The sequence below is a fragment of the Methylobacterium carpenticola genome (assembly GCF_042748905.1).
GTDB lineage: Bacteria > Pseudomonadota > Alphaproteobacteria > Rhizobiales > Beijerinckiaceae > Methylobacterium > Methylobacterium carpenticola.
In genome coordinates, this window is sequence record NZ_JBHZEO010000001.1 from 3,135,181 (window position 1) to 3,156,462 (window position 21,282).

General features: G+C 69.3%; 19 protein-coding genes. 3 read left to right on the top strand and 16 right to left on the bottom strand.

The window, feature by feature from the left end; all coding sequences use genetic code 11:
- Window positions 1-132: 132 nt before the first annotated feature.
- Complete coding sequence (locus tag ACE101_RS14730; RefSeq protein ID WP_379130692.1) at window positions 133-306, bottom strand: hypothetical protein; 174 nt, start codon at window positions 304-306, stop codon at window positions 133-135.
- 356 nt (window positions 307-662) lie between these two features.
- Between ACE101_RS14730 and ACE101_RS14735 the strand changes: the two genes are divergently transcribed.
- From ACE101_RS14735 to ACE101_RS14745, 3 genes are all read left to right on the top strand, one after another.
- Entirely contained in the window at window positions 663-1,817 is a 1,155-nt protein-coding gene (locus ACE101_RS14735; RefSeq protein ID WP_379130694.1) for an aminotransferase, read from the top strand.
- Between the two features lie 75 nt (window positions 1,818-1,892).
- The gene (locus tag ACE101_RS14740; RefSeq protein WP_379130696.1) at window positions 1,893-2,357 is read left to right on the top strand and encodes a DUF4112 domain-containing protein; all 465 of its coding nucleotides are present in this window, start codon (window positions 1,893-1,895) and stop codon (window positions 2,355-2,357) included.
- 19 nt (window positions 2,358-2,376) lie between these two features.
- Complete coding sequence (locus tag ACE101_RS14745) at window positions 2,377-3,564, top strand: ABC transporter permease (RefSeq protein WP_379130698.1); 1,188 nt, start codon at window positions 2,377-2,379, stop codon at window positions 3,562-3,564.
- Window positions 3,565-3,574: 10 nt separating this feature from the next.
- Here ACE101_RS14745 and ACE101_RS14750 read toward each other — a convergent pair whose 3' ends face one another.
- The 15 genes from ACE101_RS14750 to nuoG all read right to left on the bottom strand — a co-directional run bounded on the left by ACE101_RS14750 (window position 3,575) and on the right by nuoG (window position 21,251).
- Window positions 3,575-4,279, bottom strand: a complete 705-nt coding sequence (locus ACE101_RS14750; RefSeq protein WP_379130701.1) for an ABC transporter ATP-binding protein — start codon at window positions 4,277-4,279, stop codon at window positions 3,575-3,577.
- A gap of 113 nt (window positions 4,280-4,392) precedes the next feature.
- The gene (locus ACE101_RS14755; protein WP_379130704.1) at window positions 4,393-5,697 is read right to left on the bottom strand and encodes a lipoprotein-releasing ABC transporter permease subunit; all 1,305 of its coding nucleotides are present in this window, start codon (window positions 5,695-5,697) and stop codon (window positions 4,393-4,395) included.
- Window positions 5,698-5,764: 67 nt separating this feature from the next.
- Window positions 5,765-7,096 (bottom strand): proline--tRNA ligase, encoded by a 1,332-nt coding sequence (gene proS / locus ACE101_RS14760; RefSeq protein ID WP_379130707.1) that lies wholly within the window; start codon window positions 7,094-7,096, stop codon window positions 5,765-5,767.
- A 466-nt stretch (window positions 7,097-7,562) separates the two neighbouring features.
- Complete coding sequence (locus ACE101_RS14765; protein WP_379138695.1) at window positions 7,563-7,829, bottom strand: DUF1467 family protein; 267 nt, start codon at window positions 7,827-7,829, stop codon at window positions 7,563-7,565.
- Between the two features lie 72 nt (window positions 7,830-7,901).
- On the bottom strand, window positions 7,902-8,306 hold the full coding sequence (gene mce / locus ACE101_RS14770) for a methylmalonyl-CoA epimerase (RefSeq protein ID WP_379130709.1): 405 nt from the start codon (window positions 8,304-8,306) through the stop codon (window positions 7,902-7,904).
- A gap of 120 nt (window positions 8,307-8,426) precedes the next feature.
- Window positions 8,427-10,097: a ribonuclease J gene (locus ACE101_RS14775; RefSeq protein ID WP_379130712.1), complete on the bottom strand. Its 1,671-nt coding sequence runs from the start codon at window positions 10,095-10,097 to the stop codon at window positions 8,427-8,429.
- Window positions 10,098-10,267: 170 nt separating this feature from the next.
- Complete coding sequence (locus tag ACE101_RS14780) at window positions 10,268-11,086, bottom strand: biotin--[acetyl-CoA-carboxylase] ligase (RefSeq protein ID WP_379130715.1); 819 nt, start codon at window positions 11,084-11,086, stop codon at window positions 10,268-10,270.
- A gap of 11 nt (window positions 11,087-11,097) precedes the next feature.
- Window positions 11,098-12,546 carry an NADH-quinone oxidoreductase subunit NuoN gene (gene nuoN / locus ACE101_RS14785; RefSeq protein ID WP_379130717.1) on the bottom strand — a complete coding sequence of 483 codons (1,449 nt, stop codon included), beginning with the start codon at window positions 12,544-12,546 and terminating at the stop codon, window positions 11,098-11,100.
- A gap of 10 nt (window positions 12,547-12,556) precedes the next feature.
- Window positions 12,557-14,077 carry an NADH-quinone oxidoreductase subunit M gene (locus ACE101_RS14790; RefSeq protein WP_379130720.1) on the bottom strand — a complete coding sequence of 507 codons (1,521 nt, stop codon included), beginning with the start codon at window positions 14,075-14,077 and terminating at the stop codon, window positions 12,557-12,559.
- Between the two features lie 40 nt (window positions 14,078-14,117).
- Window positions 14,118-16,226 (bottom strand): NADH-quinone oxidoreductase subunit L, encoded by a 2,109-nt coding sequence (gene nuoL, locus ACE101_RS14795; protein WP_379130723.1) that lies wholly within the window; start codon window positions 16,224-16,226, stop codon window positions 14,118-14,120.
- 65 nt (window positions 16,227-16,291) lie between these two features.
- Window positions 16,292-16,597 carry an NADH-quinone oxidoreductase subunit NuoK gene (gene nuoK, locus ACE101_RS14800; RefSeq protein WP_048425446.1) on the bottom strand — a complete coding sequence of 102 codons (306 nt, stop codon included), beginning with the start codon at window positions 16,595-16,597 and terminating at the stop codon, window positions 16,292-16,294.
- 237 nt (window positions 16,598-16,834) lie between these two features.
- A complete protein-coding gene (locus ACE101_RS14805; RefSeq protein ID WP_379130727.1) occupies window positions 16,835-17,455 on the bottom strand; it encodes an NADH-quinone oxidoreductase subunit J in 621 nt (206 codons plus the stop codon).
- 170 nt (window positions 17,456-17,625) lie between these two features.
- The gene (gene nuoI / locus ACE101_RS14810) at window positions 17,626-18,114 is read right to left on the bottom strand and encodes an NADH-quinone oxidoreductase subunit NuoI (protein WP_379130730.1); all 489 of its coding nucleotides are present in this window, start codon (window positions 18,112-18,114) and stop codon (window positions 17,626-17,628) included.
- A gap of 23 nt (window positions 18,115-18,137) precedes the next feature.
- Window positions 18,138-19,160 (bottom strand): NADH-quinone oxidoreductase subunit NuoH, encoded by a 1,023-nt coding sequence (gene nuoH, locus ACE101_RS14815; protein ID WP_379130731.1) that lies wholly within the window; start codon window positions 19,158-19,160, stop codon window positions 18,138-18,140.
- A gap of 9 nt (window positions 19,161-19,169) precedes the next feature.
- Entirely contained in the window at window positions 19,170-21,251 is a 2,082-nt protein-coding gene (gene nuoG, locus ACE101_RS14820; protein ID WP_379130733.1) for an NADH-quinone oxidoreductase subunit NuoG, read from the bottom strand.
- Between the last annotated feature and the right edge of the window lie 31 nt (window positions 21,252-21,282).

The following is a 21,282-nucleotide window of genomic DNA, read 5'->3' on the forward strand; positions in this document are numbered from 1 at the left end:
GGCGGGACGCGCGGGCTGCGCCTGCGTCACGCCATCCCGGGCCGCACCACCCGGGCCTTTACGCCACGGCAATGCGTTCCCAGTACGGCCGCGATGTTGCGCCTTGATTGCTGAACGCGAGCCGGCGCGGCATCAGGGGGCTTCGCGGCGGATGCCCTGCTCGACCAGGGCCCGGCGCTGGGCGAGGACATCCCGCACGACCGCCCGATAGGTCCCGTCCACGGGCCGCACCGGCACGGCGAGCCGCAGGGAGGCGCCGAGCGCCGCCGCCAGGCAGCCGAGAACGATGCAGGTGCGCACGGACATCCGGAACTCGGGCGCGGAGGGAGGCGGGAAGCGGGCCGCCGCCCGGTCCGGGCGCGGCCGATGCGGGTGATGCCCGACCCGCGCGGGTGTCGCAAGTCCCGCCACGACAGGCCGGGACCCGGCCGAAACAGGTACGGCCGGGCCAACCGCTGTCCGTCATGCAGGGCGAGGGGGCGGAGCCCCGCATCACGGAAGCGGTCAGCCCGACCGCATGGCCAGAACGTAATCGACGACTGACGAGTGTCAACAATCGTCAGTTCACAGGGTGCGGCTCATGTGCGGTTTCGCACCCGGCGGACGCGTGCTAGCCAGACGGGCCTTTCCCTGCCCTTCGCGATGGCGCTGACGATCCCGGCATGAACCCGATCTTCGCCGACCTGCCGACCACCGTATTCGAGGTCATGTCCGCCCTCGCCCGCGAGACGGGCGCCGTGAATCTCGGCCAGGGCTTCCCCGACGATCCGGGGCCCGAGGATGTCCGGCGCAAGGCGGCCGAGGCGGTGGTCGAGGGCTGGAACCAATATCCGCCGATGATGGGCCTGCCGGCCCTGCGCGAGGCCGTGGCCGCCCATTATTCCCATTGGCAGGGCCTCTCCGTCGATCCAGCCGCCGAGGTCATGGTGACGTCCGGCGCCACCGAGGCGCTCGCGGGCGCGCTGATGGCGCTGATCGAGCCCGGCGACGAGGTCGTGCTGTTCGCGCCGATGTACGACGCCTACCTGCCCCTGGTGCGGCGGGCCGGCGGGGTGCCGCGGATGGTGCGGCTCACCCCGCCGCATTTCCGGCTGACCGAGGCGGCGCTCGCCGCCGCCTTCTCGCCCCGCACCCGGGTCGTGCTGCTCAACAATCCCCTCAATCCCACCGCGACGGTCTTCCCCGACGAGGATCTCGCGCTCCTGGCCGATTTCTGCTGCCGCCACGACGCGGTCGCCCTCTGCGACGAGGTCTGGGAGCATGTGATGTTCGACGGCCGGCGCCACCGGCCGCTGATGGCGCTCCCCGGCATGCGCGAGCGCACGGTCAAGATCGGCTCGGCCGGCAAGATCTTCTCCCTGACCGGCTGGAAGGTCGGCTTCGTGCTCGCGGCCCCGCCGCTGATGCGGGTCCTCGCCAAGGCCCACCAATTCCTCACCTTCACCACGCCGCCGAACCTCCAGACGGCGGTGGCCTACGGGCTCGGCAAGGACGACGCCTATTTCGAGACCATGCGGGCCGGGCTCGCCCGCTCGCGCGACCGCTTCACGGCGGGCCTCGCCGGTCTCGGCTTCGCGGTGCTGCCCTCCGCCGGCACCTACTTCCTCAACATCGACATCGCGCCCCTCGGGGAGACCGACGACGTCGCCTTCTGCGAGCGGCTGGTGCGCGAGCACGGGGTGGCGGCGATCCCGGTGAGCGCCTTCTACGCCGAGGATCCGGTGCGCAACGTGGTGCGGTTCTGCTTCGCCAAGACCGACGAGACCCTCGACCGGGCCTTGGACCGGCTGAGCGGCCTGATGCGCCGCACGGTCTGATGCAAGCCGTCCTTGTTCCGCCGCGGGAGCGCAACCACATGCGGGATCATGAGCATTCCGCATGGGAGCCCCGCGATGGAGTTCACGCAGACGGTGGGCGGCCGCTTCTCAGCTTCGGCGGTGCCGCCGCTCCGCTCCGCCCGCGCGGCGGCGTCCGACATCGAGCAGGCCATGGCCCGGCTCGAACTCCTGGCGCACATCCTGGACACGGCCTTCGTGCTGCCGGGCATCAACCGGCGCGTCGGCCTCGACGCCCTGATCGGCCTCGTGCCGGTGATCGGCGACGCGATCACCACGGCGATCTCGTCCTACGTGATCTGGGAGGCGCGCCGGCTCGGGGCGCCGCGCTGGCTCCTCGCCCGCATGGCGGCGAACGTGGCGGTGGACGGCGTCGTCGGCGTGGTGCCGTTCTTCGGCGACATCTTCGACGCGGCCTTCAAGGCCAACCGGCGCAACGTGCGCCTGCTGCGCCGCCACCTGGAGCGGACCGGCGGCCTGCGGCCCACGGTGATCGACGGAACCGCCATGCGCATCGACTGACCCGCGACGGGGAGCCGGCATGAACGAGCGTCCCCGCCCCAGCGCGTCCGACGCCGTGCCGGTCACCTCGCCGGCGGCGTCTCCCGTCTCCGTGACGCTGCCGGAGACCGGGACGCGGCGGCTCTCGCCGCTCAACCGCCGCCGGCTGGCCAATTTCCGGGCGAACCGGCGTGGCTTTTGGTCGTTCGCGATCTTCGTCGTGCTGTTCGTCGGCAGCCTGTTCGCCGATTTCATCGCCAACGACCGGCCGATCCTCGTCTCCTACAAGGGCGAGTGGCTGACCCCGATCTTCGTCGATTACCCCGAGGAGAAGTTCGGCGGCTTCCTGGCCCGGACCGATTACCGCGACCCGGTGATCAAGAAGGAGATCGCCGAGAACGGCTGGGCCCTGTGGCCGCCGATCCGCTTCTCCTACGACACGCACAACCTCGACCTGCCGGTGCCGGCGCCCGCCCCGCCGACCTGGCTCCTGTTGGACGCGCAGTGCCGCCCGGCCGCCGAGAAGACCGGCGGCACCACCTGCCGCGACATCGAGTGGAACTGGCTCGGCACCGACGACCAGGGCCGCGACGTGGTCGCGCGGCTGATCTACGGCTTTCGCCTCTCGGTCCTGTTCGGGCTCACCCTCGCGATCATCTCCTCGGTGGTCGGCGTGCTGGCCGGGGCCGTGCAGGGCTATTTCGGCGGCTGGATCGACCTGACCTTCCAGCGGGTGATCGAGATCTGGACCGCGATCCCCTCGCTCTACCTCCTGATCATCATCTCCTCGATCATCACGCCGAGCTTCTTCGTGCTGCTCGGCATCCTGCTCCTGTTCTCCTGGGTGTCGCTGGTCGGCGTCGTGCGGGCGGAGTTCCTGCGAGCGCGCAACTTCGAATACGTGCGGGCGGCCCGCGCACTCGGCCTCTCCGACGCCCGCATCATGTTCAGGCACCTCCTGCCGAACGCAATGGTGGCGACGCTCACCTTCCTGCCCTTCGTGCTCAACGGCTCGATCACGACGCTGACGTCGCTCGACTTCCTGGGCTTCGGCCTGCCGCCGGGCTCGCCCTCGCTCGGGGAATTGCTGGCGCAGGGCAAGGCGAACCTTCAGGCGCCCTGGCTCGGGCTCACCGGCTTCGCGGTGATCGCCCTGATGCTGAGCCTGCTGATCTTCGCCGGCGAGGCCGTGCGCGACGCCTTCGATCCGCGGAAGACCTTCCGCTGAGGCGGGGCCGTCAGGGCGCCTGAACCACCAGCCCGTCGCGGATGGTGACGCGGCGGTCCATCCGGGCGGCGAGTTCGAAATTGTGCGTGGCGATCAGCGCCGCGACGCCCGAGGCCCGCACCAGCGAGACCAGCACCGCGAAGACGTGAGCCGCCGTCTGCGGATCGAGGTTGCCGGTGGGCTCGTCGGCGAGCAGCAGGCGGGGCCCGTTCGCCACCGCGCGGGCGATCGCGACGCGCTGCTGCTCGCCGCCCGACAATTCCGCCGGACGGTGGCTGAGCCGGTTCTTGAGGCCGAGGAAGGTCAGGAGCTCGGCGGCCCGGGTCTGCGCCTCCCTGGCATCGAGCCCGCGGATGAGCTGGGGCAGCACCACGTTCTCCAGCGCCGAGAATTCCGGCAGCAGGTGGTGGGCCTGATAGACGAACCCCATCTCCTCGCGCCGCATGCGGGTGCGGGCGGTATCGTCCATGCGCGCGCTCGGCTGGCCGCCGACATAGACCTCGCCCCCGTCCGGCCGCTCCAGCAGGCCGGCGACGTGGAGCAGGGTCGACTTGCCGGTGCCGGAGGGCGCCACGAGCGCCACGATCTCGCCGGGCCAGATCGCGAGATCGGCCCCGCGCAGGATGTCGAGGCTGCCTTCGGCCTGGGCGTAGCGCCGCTCCACCCGGGACAGGAAGAGCGCCGGGACCGGCTGCTGCGGCTGCGAGGCGTCCATGGCTCAGCCCCGGACGGATGGCAGGGACGGAACGGGGCGGACGCGGAACACGGACACCATCAACTCGAACACCTCGCGGGCGGCCCCGGGCAGCGCGGGGCCGCGAACAGGACTCAGCCGTAGCGCAGCGCCTGCACCGGGTCGAGCCGGGCGGCCCGCCAGGACGGATAGAGGGTGGCGAGGAGCGAGAGGACGAGGGACATCAGCACCACCGCCACCACCTCGCTCGGATTGATCTCGGAGGGGATCTCCGAGAGGAAGCGCACCGTCGGATCCCAGACGCCCGGCAGGAGCGTGCGCTGGATCACCGTGATGTTGGCGGCGAACACGATGCCGAGCAGGCAGCCCACGAGGGTTCCGGTGAAGCCGATCGACGCCCCGGTGATCAGGAAGACGCGCATGATTGTGCCCCGCGTCGCCCCCATGGTGCGCAGGATGGCGATGTCGCTCGACTTGTCCTTCACCAGCATGATGAGGCTCGACACGATGTTGAGCGCGGCCACCAGCACGATCAGCGTGAGGATTATGAACATCACGTTGCGCTCGACCTCCAGGGCCGAGAAGAAGGTGCGGTTGCGCTGGCGCCAGTCGGTGAGCACCACCGGCCGCTCGGCCGCGAGGTCGAGGGCGGAGCGCACCTCGCCGACCGCGTCGGCATTGTCGAGGAAGACCTCGATCACCGTGACGTCCCCGTCGCGGTTGAAGAAGCCCTGCGCCTCCGAGAGCGGCATGTAGACGAAGGTCGCGTCGAATTCCGACATGCCGACCTCGAATATCGCCGCGACGTTGTAGCCCTTGATCCGCGGCGCCGTGCCGAAGGGCGTGGTCGCGCCCTTCGGGGTCGCGAGCGTGATGGTGTCGCCGGCCTGGAGCCCCAGGGCCTCGGCGAGGCGCCGGCCGATGGCGACGCCGCCCCCGGTGTCGAACCCGTCGAGGGAACCGCCCCGGATGGTGCCGGAGATCGACTTGATCTTGGCGAGATCCTCGGCCCGCACGCCGCGCACGAGCACGCCCGATCCGCCATAGGGCGAGGAGGCGAAGGCCTGCCCCTCCACCATCGGCAGGGCGAGCGAGACGCCCGCGACCTTGGACAGGCGCTCGGACAGGTCGGCGTAGTCGGTGAGCGGCTTGTCGATCGGCGCGACGAAGACGTGGCCGTTGATGCCGACGATCTTCGACAGGAGCTCCTTGCGGAAGCCGCTCATCACCGAGAGCACGATGATCAGCGTCGCCACCCCGAGCATGATGCCGAGGAACGAGAACAGGGCGATCGCCGAGACGAAGCCCTCCTTGCGGCGGGTGCGCAGGTAGCGGCCCGCGATCACCCACTCGAAGGGCGCGAAGGGCGGCGTCCCGCCGAGGATGCGCGGCATGCCGCCGAGCGGCAGCCGCAGGCGCTCACGCAGGGCCGTGATCATCGCAGGCTCCCACACACCGGCCGCGCACGGGATTCCCGCTCCCGATCGGGAGCGGGACCGGCCGCGCTCAACCCCGGGCTCCGCGCAGGCGCGCCGCCACCGCGTCGAGGGCGACGGAGTCCCGCTCGCCGGTGGCGCGCCGCTTCAACTCGACCTTGCCCTCGGCCAGCCCCTTCGGGCCGACGATGACCTGCCAGGGCAGGCCGATCAGGTCGGCCGTCGCGAACTTGCCCCCCGGCCGCTCGTCGCGGTCGTCGTAGAGCACCGTGAGGCCGGCCGCCTTCAGCTCCTCCTGAAGCTTGGCGCAGGCCGCGTCGGTGGCCGCGTCGCCGACCTTCAGGTTGAGCAGGCCGGCATCGAAGGGCGCCACCGAATCCGGCCAGATGATGCCGGCCTCGTCGTGGCTCGCCTCGATGATGGCGGCGACGAGCCGGCTCGGGCCGATGCCGTAGGAGCCCATATGGACCGGACGCTCCTGGCCGTCCGGGCCGGTGACGCGGGCGCCCATCGGCTCGGAATACTTGGTTCCGAAATAGAAGATGTGCCCGACCTCGATGCCGCGGGTGGCCATCCGCGCCTCTTCCGGCACCGCCGCGAAGGCGGCCGGCTCGTGCATCTCGGAGGTGGCGGCGTAGCGCGAGGTCCAGTGGTCGACGCTGGCCTGCAGGCCGGCCACGTCGTCGAAATCGGTGGAGGCCTCGGGGATCGGGAAATCCAGATAGGCGCGGTCGCAGAACACCTCGCTCTCGCCGGTCTGCGCCAGGATGATGAATTCGTGGCTCAGGTTGCCCCCGATCGGCCCGGTCTCGGCCCGCATCGGGATCGCCTTGAGGCCGAGCCGCGCGAAGGTGCGCAGATAGGCCACGAACATCTTGTTGTAGGCGTGGCGCGCCCCCGCCTCGTCGAGGTCGAACGAGTAGGCGTCCTTCATCAGGAACTCGCGCGACCGCATGGTGCCGAAGCGCGGCCGCACCTCGTCCCGGAACTTCCACTGGATGTGGTAGAGGTTCTTCGGCAGGTCCTTGTAGGAGCGCACCGCCGAGCGGAAGATCGCGGTGATCATCTCCTCGTTGGTGGGGCCGAACAGCATCTCGCGCTCGTGCCGGTCGCGGATGCGCAGCATCTCCTTGCCGTAGGCGTCGTAGCGGCCGGATTCGCGCCAGAGTTCCGCCGACTGGATGGTCGGCATCAGGAGCTCGACGGCGCCGCTGCGGTTCTGCTCGGCGCGGATCACCTCGGTCACCCGGTTGAGCACCCGCAGGCCGAGGGGCAGCCACGCGTAGATGCCGGCCGCCTCCTGGCGGATCATGCCGGCGCGGAGCATCAGCCGGTGCGAGACGATCTCCGCTTCCTTCGGAGTCTCACGCAGGATGGGCAGGAAGTAGCGGCTGAGGCGCATGCGGAACCTTGACGGGCGAAGACGGACGCGCGGGGCCGCACGGATGGCGGCCCCGCCGGGGCACACAACACATTGCTCCGGAAAAAGACAAGCGGCGCGTCGCGCGGGGGACCTGCAACCTCTGCAACCGATTCGGTCCGATCTCCTCGGACCGTCAAGCTAGGAAATCGTTTACACCTAGCCGCATGCAAAAAATCGCATCAATCTGCTCCGAAAGGCGTGACAATGCGAATTCTTCTTCCTATAAGCGCCTCAGCGATGACGCGCAGACGACCACGAAAGGTCGGCGCGCACGGTCCGAGTCTCGGGAGGAAGTGTCAGCCGAAACGCCGAATACGGCGCAAAATCAACTGACAGGCTGACGAAAACATCCAGAAGCTTTTCAAGCAAGGCTTTCGAGCCTTGCTTTTTTATTGTTTTCTGGTCAGCCGCATGCGGTAAGCCGGCCATCGAAACCCCGCGCGCATCAAAGGCCGGCGAGCGGGAAGGCGGCGATCACCAGGAGGAACACAACGTCGGAGAGCAGCGTGGTCCACAGGGCCTTGCGGCGCATCTGCGGCAGCGGCGGCGCGCCCGGATCCTGTCCGGGCACGAGGGGCTGCGACCCGTCGTCCTTCGCGCGGAAGGGCAGCACGGCGAAGAGCAGCGTCCACCAGACGACGAAGTAGAGCGCCGCCGCCCCGAACCACGTGAGGCCGAACAGGGCCTTCGCGGCCGCGAGGGCGGGCACCATCACGAGCGTGCAGGCGACGAGCGTGCGCGGGATGGAGGCGGTGGCGACGTCGAAGCCGGACGCGAGCACGGCTCAGGCCTGCTCCAGCTCGACGAGCGTGCCGAGGAAATCCTTCGGGTGCAGGAACAGCACCGGCTTGCCGTGGGCGCCGATGCGGGGCTCGCCGCTGCCGAGGATGCGGGCCCCCTCCCCCTTCAGCCGGTCGCGGGCGGCCAGGATGTCGTCCACCTCGTAGCAGACGTGGTGGATGCCGCCGCCCGGATTGCGCTCCAGGAAGGCGTTGATCGGCGAATCCGCGCCGAGCGGCTCCAGGAGCTCGATCTTGCTGTTGGGCAACTCGACGAAGATGACCGTGACGCCGTGCTCGGGCTGAGCGAGCGGGGGCGAGAGCGTGGCGCCGAGGATGTCGCGGTAGACCTTCGCGGCGGCCTCAAGGTCCTTCACCGCGATGGCGACGTGATTCAGCCGGCCGATCATGATCCTCTGGCTCCTCTCCGGGTCGATGCGCCCGTTCTACACGAGACCGCCGCGGACCGGCCCGGTCTTTCGTCGGAGGCCCGGGAGCACCGCGAGACGCGGCGCTCCCGGACGTGCTTCTCAGACCTCGACCACCTGCACGTGGCAGGCGGGCTTCTTGCCCCAGACCTCGTTGACGGCGGCGCGGATCGCCCGGTCGATGGAGTTCTCCACCGCCTCCGAGTCGCGCCGTTTCTGGCGCGACAGGCCGCTGAAGGTGCGCTCCACTACGTCCTCGACGATGTCGATGATCGCCTCGCCCTTGCGGCCGTAGGTCGGCAGGCCCATCAGGTCGATGGCGGGTTCGCCCTTCATCTCGCCGTGCTGGTCGACCGCGATCGCCACCGAGATGATCCCCGTGAAGGAGAGCTTGCGCCGCTCCGGCAGCGCCCGGTCGGTCTCGGTGATCAGCACCATGCCGTCCTTGTAGAGTCGGCCGCGGGTGACGTGGTCGATGATCTCCGGCGCCCCGGGCGCGAGACGGATCAGCGAGCCGTTGCGGGCCTTCACCACCTGATCGACGCCCTGCTTGCGGGCGAAGGCGGCGTGCTCGGCGAGGTGCAGCGGCTCCCCGTGCACCGGCACGGCGATGCGCGGCTTCGTCCAGCGATACATGGCGGCGAGTTCGTCCCGCCGCGGATGGCCCGAGACGTGGACGAGTTCGGTGCGGTCGGTGATGACCTCGATGCCCGCCTCGATCAGGTCGTTGATGATGGCGCCGATCGAGCGCTCGTTGCCGGGAATCGCCCGGGACGAGAAGATCACCCGGTCGCCCGCCGAGAGGGCGATCTCCGGATGCTCGTCGCGGGAGATCCGGGCCAGGGCCGCGCGGGCCTCGCCCTGCGAGCCGGTGAGCAGGGCCACCACCTTCTCGCGCGGCAGGTAGCCGTAGGCCTCGGGCTCGCGGAAATCGGGCAAGCCGTCGAGATAGCCGCATTCGCGGGCGACGTCGATGACCCGGTCCATGGCGCGCCCGACCGCGATCACCTCGCGCCCGCAGGCCTGCGCCGCATCCGCCACCGCGCGGATGCGCGCGACGTTCGACGCGAAGGTCGTGACCGCGACGCGGTGCGGCGCGCTGCGGATCAGCTCCGCCAGATGCGCCGCCACCTCCGTCTCGCTCGGCGAGCGGCCCTCGCGGGTGACGTTGGTCGAATCGCAGACCAGCGCCAGCACGCCCTCCTCGCCGAGGCGGATGAAGGCCTCCTCGGAGGTGACGTTGCCCGCGACCGGGCCGTCGTCGAGCTTCCAGTCGCCGGTATGCAGGACGAGACCGTGCTCGGTCCGGATCGCCAGGGCATTCGCCTCGGGGATCGAGTGCGCCACCGGCACGTACTCGACCTCGAAGGGCCCGAAGGTCATTCGCTCGTTCGGCTTCACCTCGCGCAGGTCGATCTTCGGCGCGCCGGGCTCGCCGAGGCGGCGCGTCTCGATCAGGCTCTTGGTGAAGCGCGTCGCGTAGACCGGCACCTTCAGCCGCGGCCACAGCTCGACGAGCGCCCCGATATGGTCCTCGTGACCGTGGGTGATCAGGATGCCGAGCAGGTTCTCCCGCTGCTTCTCGATGAAGCTGAGGTCCGGATACATCAGGTCGACGCCCGGCATGTGCTCCTCGCTCGCGAAGCCCATGCCGCAATCGACCATGATCCACTTGCGCGCCTTGGGCGGACCGAAGCCGTAGAGCGCCGCATTCATCCCGATCTCGCCGACGCCGCCGAGCGGCACGAAGACGAGTTCATCTCCCTTCGTCATTGACACACGATACCTCATGGGCCGCCGTCGCGGCCCTCCTCGGAAAACGGCCTCTTGCCGTCACGGTCACGGCGCCGTCATGTCGGTTGTCGCCGCGCTCAAGCGGCTCCGGGACGCGGGCGCCAGGGCGCCCCGCCCGCCGAATCTCCTGCGGAGGCCGTCGTCGCCCTTCAGGCGCCGGCCCGGCCCGCCGCTGCTGCCGCCGTCGCGGCCGAACCGAAATGCACCGCCCCGGCCGTCACCGTGCGGCGCGAACCATCCGCGAGGCGCAGCACGAGGCGCCCGCCCGCGTCGATCGTCTCGAACGTCCCAGTGAGGCGCTCGGATCCCGCGTCGACCGCGACGGCCCCGTCGAGGCCGGCCGCCGTCGCGAGCCAAGCCGAGCGAATGGTCGGGAAGCCGCGGCCCTCGTCCCAGGCGCGCAGCGTCTCGGCCCAGGTCGCGGTGAGCCGGCGGAACAGCCCCTCCGCCTCGGCCGGCCGGCCGAGCGCGGCGAGCGAGGTCGCCGGATAGGGAAGACCGTCCGGCGCCGCCGCGACGTTCACGCCGAAGCCGACGACGACGACGGCGCCCTGCGGCAGCGCTTCCCGCTCCAGGAGAATGCCCGCGAGCTTGGCACCGCCGGCGAGCACGTCGTTCGGCCATTTGAGACGGAAGGCGTCCTCCGGCCCGCGGGCCGGGGCGCAGACGTCGCGCAAGGCCCGCTCCAGGCTCACGCCGGCCACGAAGCCGAGCGTCGCCAACTGGTCGGGAGCGAGTCCGGCGGGCACCGGCCAGGCGAGGCTCGCCGCGAGATTGCCCTCCGGCGACGACCAGACACTGCCGCGGCGCCCCCTCCCCTCGGTCTGCCGCCGCGCCACGACCCAGAGCGGGCAAGCGGCCCCGTCGCGCACGCGCGCCAGCGCCTGCGTGCTCGTGGAGCCGAGAGTGTCATGCGCTTCGAGACGGTACCCCGCGGCGAGGGCCGCGGGGTCGAGGGAAAAGGCCATGCGGTGGGTTATCAGAACAAGGATCGGGCCGCAGTCTCGGCCACCGCCACGAGGGGCGCCGGAACGATGAAGAACAGAAGCACGACCACGCTCGATGCGGCAAGCACGATCCGCAGGCCCGGTGCCAGCGGCTCGTAGGCCGCCTGCGGCTCGTCGAAGTACATCACCTTGACGAGGCGCAGGTAGTAGAAGGCGCCGACCACGCTGGTGACCACGCCGATCACCGCCAGCGTGTAGAGGCCCGCCGCCACCGCCGCCTTGAAGACGTAGAGCTTGGCGAAGAACCCGGCGAGCGGCGGGATGCCGGCGAGGGAGAACATCATCGCGGCGAGGCAGAAGGCCAGCCAGGGATGGGTGCGCGACAGGCCGGCGAGATCGTCGATCGAGTCGAACATCCGGTTGCCGCGGCGCAGGCCGAGGATGATCGCGAAGGCGCCGAGCGTCATGGCGAGGTAGATCGCCATGTAGAGCACCACGCCGCTGATGCCCTCGGGCGTGCCGGCGGCGAGGCCGATCAGCGCGTAGCCGACATTCGCGATCGAGGAATAGGCCATCAGGCGCTTGATGTTGCGCTGGCCGATCGCCGCGAAGGAGCCGAGCGCCATGGAGGCGATGGCGACGAAGACGATGATCTGCCGCCACTCGTCGATCACGCCCGGGAAGGCGCCGATGAAGACGCGCACCGTCATGGCCATGGCGGCCATCTTGGGCGCCGAGGCGAAGAAGGCCGTGACCGGGGTCGGCGCGCCCTCGTAGACGTCCGGCGTCCACATGTGGAACGGCACCGCCGCGAGCTTGAAGGCCACGCCCGCCGCCACGAAGACGATGCCGAGCACGAGGCCGAGACCCACCTGCGTCTCGCGCAGCGCCGTGACGATGCCCGGGAAGGAGATGCTGCCGGTGAAGCCGTAGACCAGCGAGGCGCCGTAGAGCAGCATGCCGGACGAGAGGGCGCCGAGCACGAAGTACTTCAGCCCGGCCTCGGTCGAGCGCACGTCGTCCCGGTGGAACGAGGCGATGACGTAGGCGGCGAGCGATTGCAGCTCGAGGCCGAGATAGAGACCGATCAGATCGTTGGCCGAGGCCATGACCATCATGCCGATCGTCGAGAGCACGATCAGGATCGGGTACTCGAAGCGGGCGATGCGCTCGCGGGCGAAGAGGTCGCGGGCGAGCAGCAGCGCGGCGAGCGAGCCCAGCAGCGTCAGCACCTTCATCACCCGGGCGAAGCCGTCGACGATGAAGGAGCCGTTGAAGGTGGTCACCTTGGCGCCGAGCGGCTGGCTCACCACCGAGAACAGGGCGACGATCAGGACGATGAGGGCGCCGACCGTGACGCCTTCCGTGGAGCGCTCGCCGCGGAGCGCGCCGTAGAGGATCAGCACCAGGGCGCCGACCGCGAGGATCAGCTCCGGCAGGGCGGGCCCGAGAGCGGGCATGACGGTCAGGGCGGCGTTCATCGGGAGATCTCTAGTGCGCGACCGGCAGCGCCGCGGCGGCGGTCTGGGTCGAGGAGAGGGCGGCCCGGAGACCCTGCATCAGGGCCTCGGTGGAGGGAGCGAAGACGTCGAGGATCGGGCTCGGATGGAAGCCGTAATAGATCGTGAGCACGACGAGGGGCGCCAGGATCGCGATCTCGCGACGGTCGAGGTCGGTGATGGTCTGCAGGCTCGGCTTGTCGAGCTTGCCGTAGATCACCCGGGCGAAGAGCCAGAGGGCGTAGGCCGCCGACAGGATGATGCCGAAGACCGAGAAGAACGACACCATCGGGTTCGCCTTGAAGGCCCCGAGCATCGCCAGGAATTCGCCGACGAAGCCGGAGGTGCCGGGCAGGCCGACATTCGCCATGGTGAAGACCATCATGGCCACCGCGTAGAGCGGCATCCGGTTCACGAGGCCGCCATAGGCGGCGATCTCGCGGGTGTGCATCCGGTCGTAGATCACGCCGACGCAGAGGAACAGCGCGCCCGACACGATGCCGTGCGAGATCATCAGGAACAGCGCGCCCTGGATGCCCTGCTCCGTCATCGTGAACAGGCCCAGGGTCACGAAGCCCATATGCGCCACGGACGAGTAGGCGATCAGCTTCTTGATGTCGGTCTGCACCAGCGCGACGAGCGAGGTGTAGATGATCGCCACCACCGAGAGCGCGAAGACCAGCGGCGCGAAGGTGTGCGACGCGTCCGGGAACATCGGCAGCGAGACCCGGATGAAGCCGTAGCCGCCCATCTTCAGGAGGATGCCGGCCAGGATCACCGAGCCCGCGGTCGGCGCCTCGACGTGGGCGTCGGGGAGCCAGGTGTGGACCGGCCACATCGGCATCTTCACCGCGAACGAGGCGAAGAAGGCGAGCCACAGCCAGGTCTGCATGTGGACCGGGAAGCGGTGACGCAGCAGCTCCGGAATGTCGGTCGTCTGGGCCTGCCAGGAGATCGCCAGGATGGCGAGCAGCATCAGCACCGACCCGAGCAGCGTGTACAGGAAGAACTTGAACGAGGCGTAGATCCGCCGCTTGCCGCCCCAGATACCGATGATCAGGAACATCGGGATCAGGCCGGCCTCGAAGAACAGATAGAACAGCACGAGGTCGAGCGCGCAGAACACGCCGATCATCGTGGTCTCGAGGACCAGGAAGGCGACGAAGTACTCCTTCACGCGGTGCCCGATCGAGTGCCAGGAGGCCGCGATGCAGAAGGGCATCAGGAAGGTGGTGAGCAGCAGGAGCGGCATCGAGAAGCCGTCGACGCCGAGCTTGAAGCGGATCGACTGGGCCAGCCACGCATGGCTCTCGACGAGCTGGAAGGCTGCCGTCGAGGAATCGTAGCGGCCCCAGGCCACCAGCGAGAGCAGGAAGGTCGCGATCGTCGTGATCAGCGCGGCCCAGCGCGCGTTGCGCTGCACGCCCTCCTCGTCGCCCTGAAGCGTGAGGATGAAGGCGGCCCCCACGAGCGGCAGGATGAGGAGGCCGGAGAGGATCCCGAGGCCGAACATCAGACGCGTCTCCGGTCGGTTGAGGTGAGGCGGGCGCGCATCAGTGGGCGCCCACGCCGGTCAGGAGATACCAGCTCACGAGGGCGGCGACCCCGATCAGCATCACGAAGGCGTAGTGGTAGACGTAGCCGGTCTGCAGGCGCACCACGCCGCGGGTCACGTCGACCACCCGGGCCGCGATGCCGTTGGGGCCGAGCCCGTCGATGATCGAGCCGTCGCCGACCTTCCACAGGAAGACGCCGAAGCCCTTGGCCGGCCGCACGAAGATGCGGTCGTAGATCTCGTCGAAGTACCACTTGTTGAGCAGGAACCGGTACAGCAGCGGCTGGCTGTCCGCGAGCCGGTTCGGCAGCTCGGGCCGGCGGATATACATCCAGTAGGCGAGGATGAAGCCGAGAACCAGCATCACGAAGGGCGAGTTCTGGACCCAGACCGGCGCGTCGTGGATGTCGTGCATGATATGGTTCTCGGGGCCGTGCGCGAGCGCGCCCTTCCAGAACTCGTCCATGCCCTCGCCGATGAAGCGGTTCTTGAACACCAGACCGGCGAAGAGCGCGCCGACCGCCAGGATCGCGAGCGGGATCGTCATCACCCGCGGGCTCTCGTGGGGCGTGTGCGCGTGGTGGTCGTCGTGGTGCTCGAGATGCGAGTGCGAGGCGGGCTCGGCGTCGTGCCCCTTGTCGTCGTGGGCGACGCCCTCGTGGTGCCCCGGCGCGCCATCGGCCTCATGCGCGTGGGCCGCCACCGCGTGATGCGCATCCGCATGGGCGTGGCGGTCCTCGCCGTGGTGGCTCGCCCAGCGGGCCGGTCCCTCGAAGGTGAGGAAGAACAGGCGCCAGGAATAGAACGAGGTGAAGAAGGCCGCGACCACGGTGGCGAGGAAGGCCAGCACGTGGCCCGGGCGGGTCGAGACGTAGGCCGCCTCGATGATCGCGTCCTTCGAGTAGAAGCCGGCCGTGAAGGGGAAGCCGATCAGCGCGAGGGTGCCGACCGCCATCATCGCGGTGGTGAAGGGGATGTAGCGGCGCAGCGCCCCCATGTTCCGCATGTCCTGCTCGTGGTGCATCGCGTGGATGACCGAGCCGGCTCCGAGGAACAGCAGCGCCTTGAAGAAGGCGTGGGTGAAGAGGTGGAACACGCCCGCCGCGTAGGCGCCGACGCCGAGCGCCACGAACATGTAGCCGAGCTGCGAGCAGGTCGAGTAGGCGATGACCCGCTTGATGTCGTTCTGCACGAGGCCGACGGTGGCGGCGAAGAAGGCGGTGATGCCGCCGATCACCGTGACGACCGTGAGGGCCGCGGGCGCCGCCTCGAAGAGCGGCGAGAGCCGGGCGACCATGAACACGCCCGCCGTCACCATGGTGGCGGCGTGGATGAGGGCCGAGACCGGGGTCGGGCCCTCCATCGCGTCCGGCAGCCAGGTGTGCAGCAGGAACTGCGCCGACTTGCCCATGGCGCCCATGAACAGCAGCAGGCAGGCGAGCGTCAGGGCGTTCCAGTCGTAGCCGAGGAAGTGGAACGAGGCGTCCTTGAGCTCGGCCACCCGCGGGAAGATGCCGTCGAAGGCCACCGACCCGAACAGCACGAAGACGAGGAAGATGCCGAGCGAGAAGCCGAAATCGCCGACGCGGTTGACGATGAAGGCCTTCATGGCCGCGGCGTTGGCGGAGGGCTTCTCGTACCAGAAGCCGATCAGCAGGTAGGAGGCGAGGCCGACGCCCTCCCAGCCGAAGAACATCTGCACGAGGTTGTCGGCCGTCACCAGCATCAGCATGGCGAAGGTGAACAGCGACAGGTAGGAGAAGAAGCGCGGCCGGTGCGGATCCTCCTCCATGTAGCCCATGGAGTAGAGGTGCACGAGGGAGGACACGCTGGTGACGACGACCAGCATCACCACGGTGAGCGTGTCGGCCCGGAAGGCCCAGTCGACCACGAGGTCGCCGGCCGAAAACCAGTGCGCGACCTGCACGCGGGTCGCGCCGTGCCCGTGCCCGCCCGTGACCTCGAAGAAGGCGACCCAGGACAGGAGCGCCGCGAAGAACAGGATCGAGGTGGTGATGACCTCGCTCGCCTTGGCTCCGATGCGGCGGCCGAACAGGCCGGCGATGAGGGAGCCGATGAGCGGCAGGAAGACGATCGCGTGATACATGCTCGTGTCCGGCCTCGGCTAGAAGCGGCTCGGGTTCATTCGGTTCGGGCGGTGAAGGGCCGCCATCAGCCCTTCATCATGTTGACGTCCTCGACCGCGATCGAGCCGCGGTTGCGGAAGAACACCACCAGGATCGCGAGGCCGATCGCGGCTTCCGCCGCGGCCACGGTCAGCACGAACAGCGCGAAGACCTGGCCGACGATGTCGCCGAGATGGGTCGAGAAGGCGACGAGGTTGATGTTCACGGCGAGCAGGATCAGCTCGACGGACATCAGGATCACGATGATGTTCTTGCGGTTGATGAAGATGCCGAGCACGCCGAGCGTGAACAGGATCGCCGCGACCGTCAGGTAATGGCTCAAACCGATCATCTGTCTGCCTCTCGGCCGCGACGCGACCGCCTCAAACCAGGTTCGTTGTCGTGACGCGGGATCCCTTCTCCCATGCGGGGGAAGGGACGGGCGAGGGTCCGAGCCGTGAAGCAGGCATCCGCCCGGCGACGCCGGCAATGGGACGATTCGGGCCCCTTGCGGAACCAGCCGGTCCCCCACCCCTGCCCCTCTCCGACCCGGGAGAGGGGTCACCCACGTCTTGGTCTCGATCGTTCCTTACACCTCGACGCCCTGGCGCGTCGGGACGTTGCGCAGTTCCACCGCCATGTCCTGGGTGCGGGCATTCTGCACCGTGATGTTCTGGCGCTTGACGCCCGGCCGGTCGCGCAGGGTCAGCACGATCGCGCCGATCATCGCCACCAGCAGGATCAGGCCGGCGATCTGGAAGAAGAAGAAGTAGTTCGTGTACAGAACCAGGCCGAGCGCCTGGGTGTTGGTGATGTGGTCGCCGCCCGGCGCCACCGCGAGCGGCGCCTGGACCAGCCCCGGATCGATCGCCCAGGAGCCGACCACGAGGAGAAGCTCGACCAGGAAGATGATGCCGATCAGCCCGCCCACCGGCAGGTAGTCCTGGAAGCCCTGGCGCAGCTCGGCGAAATCGACGTCGAGCATCATCACCACGAACAGGAACAGCACGGCGACGGCGCCGACATAGACGACGACGAGGATCATCGCCAGGAACTCGGCGCCCATCAGCACGAACAGACCCGCCGCGTTCACGAAGGCGAGGATCAGGAACAGGACCGAGGTCACCGGGTTGCGGGAAGCGATCACCATGAAGCCCGAGGCGACGGTGATCGCGGCGAAGAGATAGAAGAAGGCGGCGGCTGCGGTCATGCGCTGAGTTCATGCCGCCTCGCGGCGGCCTCCTGCCTGGTCCGGTCATCCGGCCCCGGGATCGCCCGGCGGCCCGTCTATAGATCCCGCCCCCGCGGCGCACAACGCCTTGCGCGGGTTGCAGGCCCGTCTTTTCCCGCCCCGGTGGGTCCCCGCGGCGGTGCCCCACCTCAGCGGTAGGGCGCGTCCGCCGCGATGTTGCGGGCGATCTCGCGCTCCCAGCGGTCGCCGTTCGCGAGCAGCTTCTGCTTGTCGTAGAGCAGCTCCTCGCGGGTCTCGACCGAGAACTCGAAGTTCGGCCCCTCGACGATGGCATCCACCGGGCAGGCCTCCTGGCACATGCCGCAATAGATGCACTTCACCATGTCGATGTCGTACCGGGTGGTGCGGCGGGTGCCGTCGTTGCGGCGCGGCCCGGCCTCGATGGTGATGGCCTGGGCCGGGCAGATCGCCTCGCAGAGCTTGCAGGCGATGCAGCGCTCCTCCCCGTTGGGGTAGCGGCGCAGGGCGTGCTCGCCGCGGAAGCGGGGCGAGCGGTGGCCCATCTCGAAGGGGTAGTTGATCGTGGCCTTCGGCTTGAAGAAGTAGCGCATGGCGAGGGCGAACCCCGACACGAACTCCTTGAGCAGCAGGCTGCGGGCGACCTGATCGAGCCTCATCGCTCAATCTCCGATTCGGGGTCTCAGGAGACCGGCGCGAGGCCGGTCAGCTTCAGGACGAGGGCGACGACGAAGACCATCACCAGCGACAGGGGCAGGAACACCTTCCAGCCCAGCCGCATGAGCTGGTCGTAGCGGTAGCGGGGCACCATCGCCTTCGCCATGGCGATGAGGAAGAACAGGAAGCTCGCCTTCAGCGCGAACCAGATCAGGCCCGGCACCCAGGTGAAGGGCGCGAACGGGATCGGCGAGAGCCAGCCGCCCATGAACAGGATCGTGCCGAGCGCGCACATGGTGATGATCGCCACGTACTCGCCGAGCATGAACAGCAGGTAGGGGGTCGAGGAATACTCGACCATGTAGCCCGCGACGAGCTCCGATTCGGCCTCCGGCAGGTCGAAGGGCGGACGGTTCGTCTCGGCCAGCGCCGAGACGAAGAACACCACGAACATCGGGAACAGCCACAGCCAGTACCAGCCGAGGATGCCGAGGGAGGTGTCCTGCGCCCGCACGATCTGGGACAGGTTGAGGGAGCCCGCGCACATCAGCACCGTGATGATCACGAAGCCCAGCGAGACCTCGTAGGAGACCATCTGCGCCGCGGAGCGGAGCGCGCCGAGAAAGGCGTATTTCGAGTTCGAGGCCCACCCGCCCATGATGACGCCGTAGACGCCGAGCGACGAGATCGCGAAGATGTAGGTGATGCCGACATTGATGTCGGCGATGGCCCAGCCATCCGCCAGCGGGATCACCGCCCAGGCCGAGAGCGCCAGCGTCGCGAAGACGAGGGGCGCCAGCAGGTAGAGGCTCTTGTTGGCGCCCGCCGGGATCACCGGCTCCTTCAGCACGAACTTCAAGAGGTCGGCGAAGGACTGGAACAGGCCCCAGGGCCCGACCACGTTCGGGCCGCGCCGCAGCTGCACCGCCGCCCAGATCTTGCGGTCGGCGAGCAGCGCGTAGGCGATGAAGACGAGGAGCGCGACCAGCAGCACCACGCTCTTCAGCGCGACGAGGCCGACCGTCAGCAGGATGTCGGTGACGCTCATGGGGCGATCCTATTCGGCGGCCTGGATCACGCGCTCCCGGGCGAGCCCGGAGCACTCCGCCAGCACCCGCGAGGCGCGGGCGATCGGGTTGGTGAGATAGAAATCGACCACCGGGCTGCGGAACGGCTCGCGGCCCGGCTCGCCGCCCAGGCCCGCGATGGTCGAGAGCGCCCCGGTCCCGTCCGGCGCCGGCACCTGATCCACGCCCGCGAAATGCGGATAGGCGGCGTAGAGGGCGCGCCGCAGCTGGGCGAGCGAATCGAAGGGCAGGCGCTTGCCGAGGGGCTCGGAGAGGGCGCGCAGGATCGCCCAATCCTCGCGGGCGTCACCCGGCGGGAAGCCGGCGCGGTTGCCGAGCTGCACGCGGCCTTCCGTGTTCACGTAGGTCGCCGACTTCTCCGTATAGGCGGCCCCCGGCAGGATCACGTCGGCGCGGTGCGCGCCGCGGTCGCCGTGGGTGCCCTGGTAGATCACGAAGGCGCCGGGGGCGACCTCCACCTCGTCCGCGCCGAGGTTGTAGAGCACGTCGAGGGCGCCCGGGGCGGTCATGCCGGCGAGGTCGAGACCGCCCTCCCCCGGCACGAAGCCGAGATCGAGCGCGCCGACGCGGGCCGCGGCATTGTGCAGGACGCCGAAGCCGGTCCAGCCCTCGGCGATGGCGCCGATGTCCTGGGCGAGCTTCGCCGCCGCCGAGAGGATCGCCGCCCCGTCCGGCCGCGCGAGCGCGCCCATGCCGACGATGACGAGGGGATGCTTGGCGGTCCTCAGCACCTCGGCGAAGCTGTGGCGGCCCGCCGCGATCTCCGCCAGGGTCTCCGGGCCCGCTCCCAGATAGGTGTGCGGGTAGGTGAGATCGGTCGCCTCGCCGATCAGGCCGACCGCGAGCGGCCCCATGCGCCAGCGCTTGCGGATGCGCACGTTGAGGAGCGAAGCCTCGGTGCGCGGGTCGGCGCCGACGAGGAGGATCGCGTCCGCCTGCTCGATGCCGGCGATCGTCGGGTTGAAGGTGTAGGCGGCCCGGCCCCAGGCGGGATCGATGGCCGCGCCGTCCTGGCGCGAATCGAGGTTCGTGACGCCGAGCCCCGTCATCAGGGTCTTGAGCGCGTAGATCTCCTCGACGCCCGCGAGGTCGCCGACGATGGCGCCGACGCGCTTGGGGTCGGCGCCCTTGAGCTTGCCCGCGATGGTGGCGAAGGCCTCGGCCCAGCTCGCCGGCCGCAGGCGGCCGTTCTCGCGGAGATAGGGCCGGTCGAGACGCTGGAGGCGCAGCCCGTCCACCACGTGGCGGGTCTTGTCCGAGATCCACTCCTCGTTGATGGCCTCGTTCACCCGGGGCTCGATCTGCATGACCTCGCGGCCGCGGGTATCGACCCGGATCGCCGAGCCGACCGCGTCCATCACGTCGACCGACTCGGTCTTGGCGAGTTCCCAGGGCCGCACGTTGTAGGATTGCGGCTTGTGCACCAGCGCGCCGACCGGGCAGAGGTCGGCGACGTTGCCCTGCAGCTCCGATTCCATGGCCTGTTCGAGGTAGGAGGTGATCTCCATGTCCTCGCCGCGGCCGATGGCGCCGAGATCCGGCACGCCCGCCACCTCCGCCAGGAAGCGCACGCAGCGGGTGCAGTGGATGCACCGGTTCATCGCCGTGCGCACCAGCGGGCCGATATACTTGTCCTCGACCGCGCGCTTGTTCTCGCCGTAGCGGGTCGAATCGACCCCGTAGGCCATCGCCTGGTCCTGCAGGTCGCAATGGCCGCCCTGGTCGCAGATCGGGCAGTCGAGCGGGTGGTTGATGAGGAGGAACTCCATCACCCCCTCGCGCGCCTTCTTGGTCAGCGGCGACTTGGTGAGCACCTGCGGCGGCTCGCCGTTCGGGCCCGGGCGGCAGTCGCGCACGCCCCAGGCGCAGGAGGCCACCGGCTTGGGCGCCCCTTTCAGCTCGACGAGGCACATGCGGCAATTGCCGGCGATCGACAGCCGCTCGTGGAAGCAGAAGCGCGGGATCTCCGCGCCGGCCGCCTCGCAGGCCTGCAGCAGCGTGTAGTCCGGCGGGACATCGACCTCGGTGCCGTCGACGACGATCTTGGTCACTGTGTTGTCTCCAGGCGTTCGACCGCGGGCG

What these genes read in the sequence shown, in the direction of transcription:
- ACE101_RS14730 (WP_379130692.1), bottom strand. Translation starts at nt 306, where the DNA reads ATGTCCGTGCGCACCTGCATCGTTCTCGGCTGCCTGGCGGCGGCGCTC.
- ACE101_RS14735 (WP_379130694.1), top strand. Translation starts at nt 663, where the DNA reads ATGAACCCGATCTTCGCCGACCTGCCGACCACCGTATTCGAGGTCATG.
- ACE101_RS14740 (WP_379130696.1), top strand. Translation starts at nt 1,893, where the DNA reads ATGGAGTTCACGCAGACGGTGGGCGGCCGCTTCTCAGCTTCGGCGGTG.
- ACE101_RS14745 (WP_379130698.1), top strand. Translation starts at nt 2,377, where the DNA reads ATGAACGAGCGTCCCCGCCCCAGCGCGTCCGACGCCGTGCCGGTCACC.
- ACE101_RS14750 (WP_379130701.1), bottom strand. Translation starts at nt 4,279, where the DNA reads ATGGACGCCTCGCAGCCGCAGCAGCCGGTCCCGGCGCTCTTCCTGTCC.
- ACE101_RS14755 (WP_379130704.1), bottom strand. Translation starts at nt 5,697, where the DNA reads ATGATCACGGCCCTGCGTGAGCGCCTGCGGCTGCCGCTCGGCGGCATG.
- proS (WP_379130707.1), bottom strand. Translation starts at nt 7,096, where the DNA reads ATGCGCCTCAGCCGCTACTTCCTGCCCATCCTGCGTGAGACTCCGAAG.
- ACE101_RS14765 (WP_379138695.1), bottom strand. Translation starts at nt 7,829, where the DNA reads ATGGTGCCCGCCCTCGCGGCCGCGAAGGCCCTGTTCGGCCTCACGTGG.
- mce (WP_379130709.1), bottom strand. Translation starts at nt 8,306, where the DNA reads ATGATCGGCCGGCTGAATCACGTCGCCATCGCGGTGAAGGACCTTGAG.
- ACE101_RS14775 (WP_379130712.1), bottom strand. Translation starts at nt 10,097, where the DNA reads ATGACGAAGGGAGATGAACTCGTCTTCGTGCCGCTCGGCGGCGTCGGC.
- ACE101_RS14780 (WP_379130715.1), bottom strand. Translation starts at nt 11,086, where the DNA reads ATGGCCTTTTCCCTCGACCCCGCGGCCCTCGCCGCGGGGTACCGTCTC.
- nuoN (WP_379130717.1), bottom strand. Translation starts at nt 12,546, where the DNA reads ATGAACGCCGCCCTGACCGTCATGCCCGCTCTCGGGCCCGCCCTGCCG.
- ACE101_RS14790 (WP_379130720.1), bottom strand. Translation starts at nt 14,077, where the DNA reads ATGTTCGGCCTCGGGATCCTCTCCGGCCTCCTCATCCTGCCGCTCGTG.
- nuoL (WP_379130723.1), bottom strand. Translation starts at nt 16,226, where the DNA reads ATGTATCACGCGATCGTCTTCCTGCCGCTCATCGGCTCCCTCATCGCC.
- nuoK (WP_048425446.1), bottom strand. Translation starts at nt 16,597, where the DNA reads ATGATCGGTTTGAGCCATTACCTGACGGTCGCGGCGATCCTGTTCACG.
- ACE101_RS14805 (WP_379130727.1), bottom strand. Translation starts at nt 17,455, where the DNA reads ATGACCGCAGCCGCCGCCTTCTTCTATCTCTTCGCCGCGATCACCGTC.
- nuoI (WP_379130730.1), bottom strand. Translation starts at nt 18,114, where the DNA reads ATGAGGCTCGATCAGGTCGCCCGCAGCCTGCTGCTCAAGGAGTTCGTG.
- nuoH (WP_379130731.1), bottom strand. Translation starts at nt 19,160, where the DNA reads ATGAGCGTCACCGACATCCTGCTGACGGTCGGCCTCGTCGCGCTGAAG.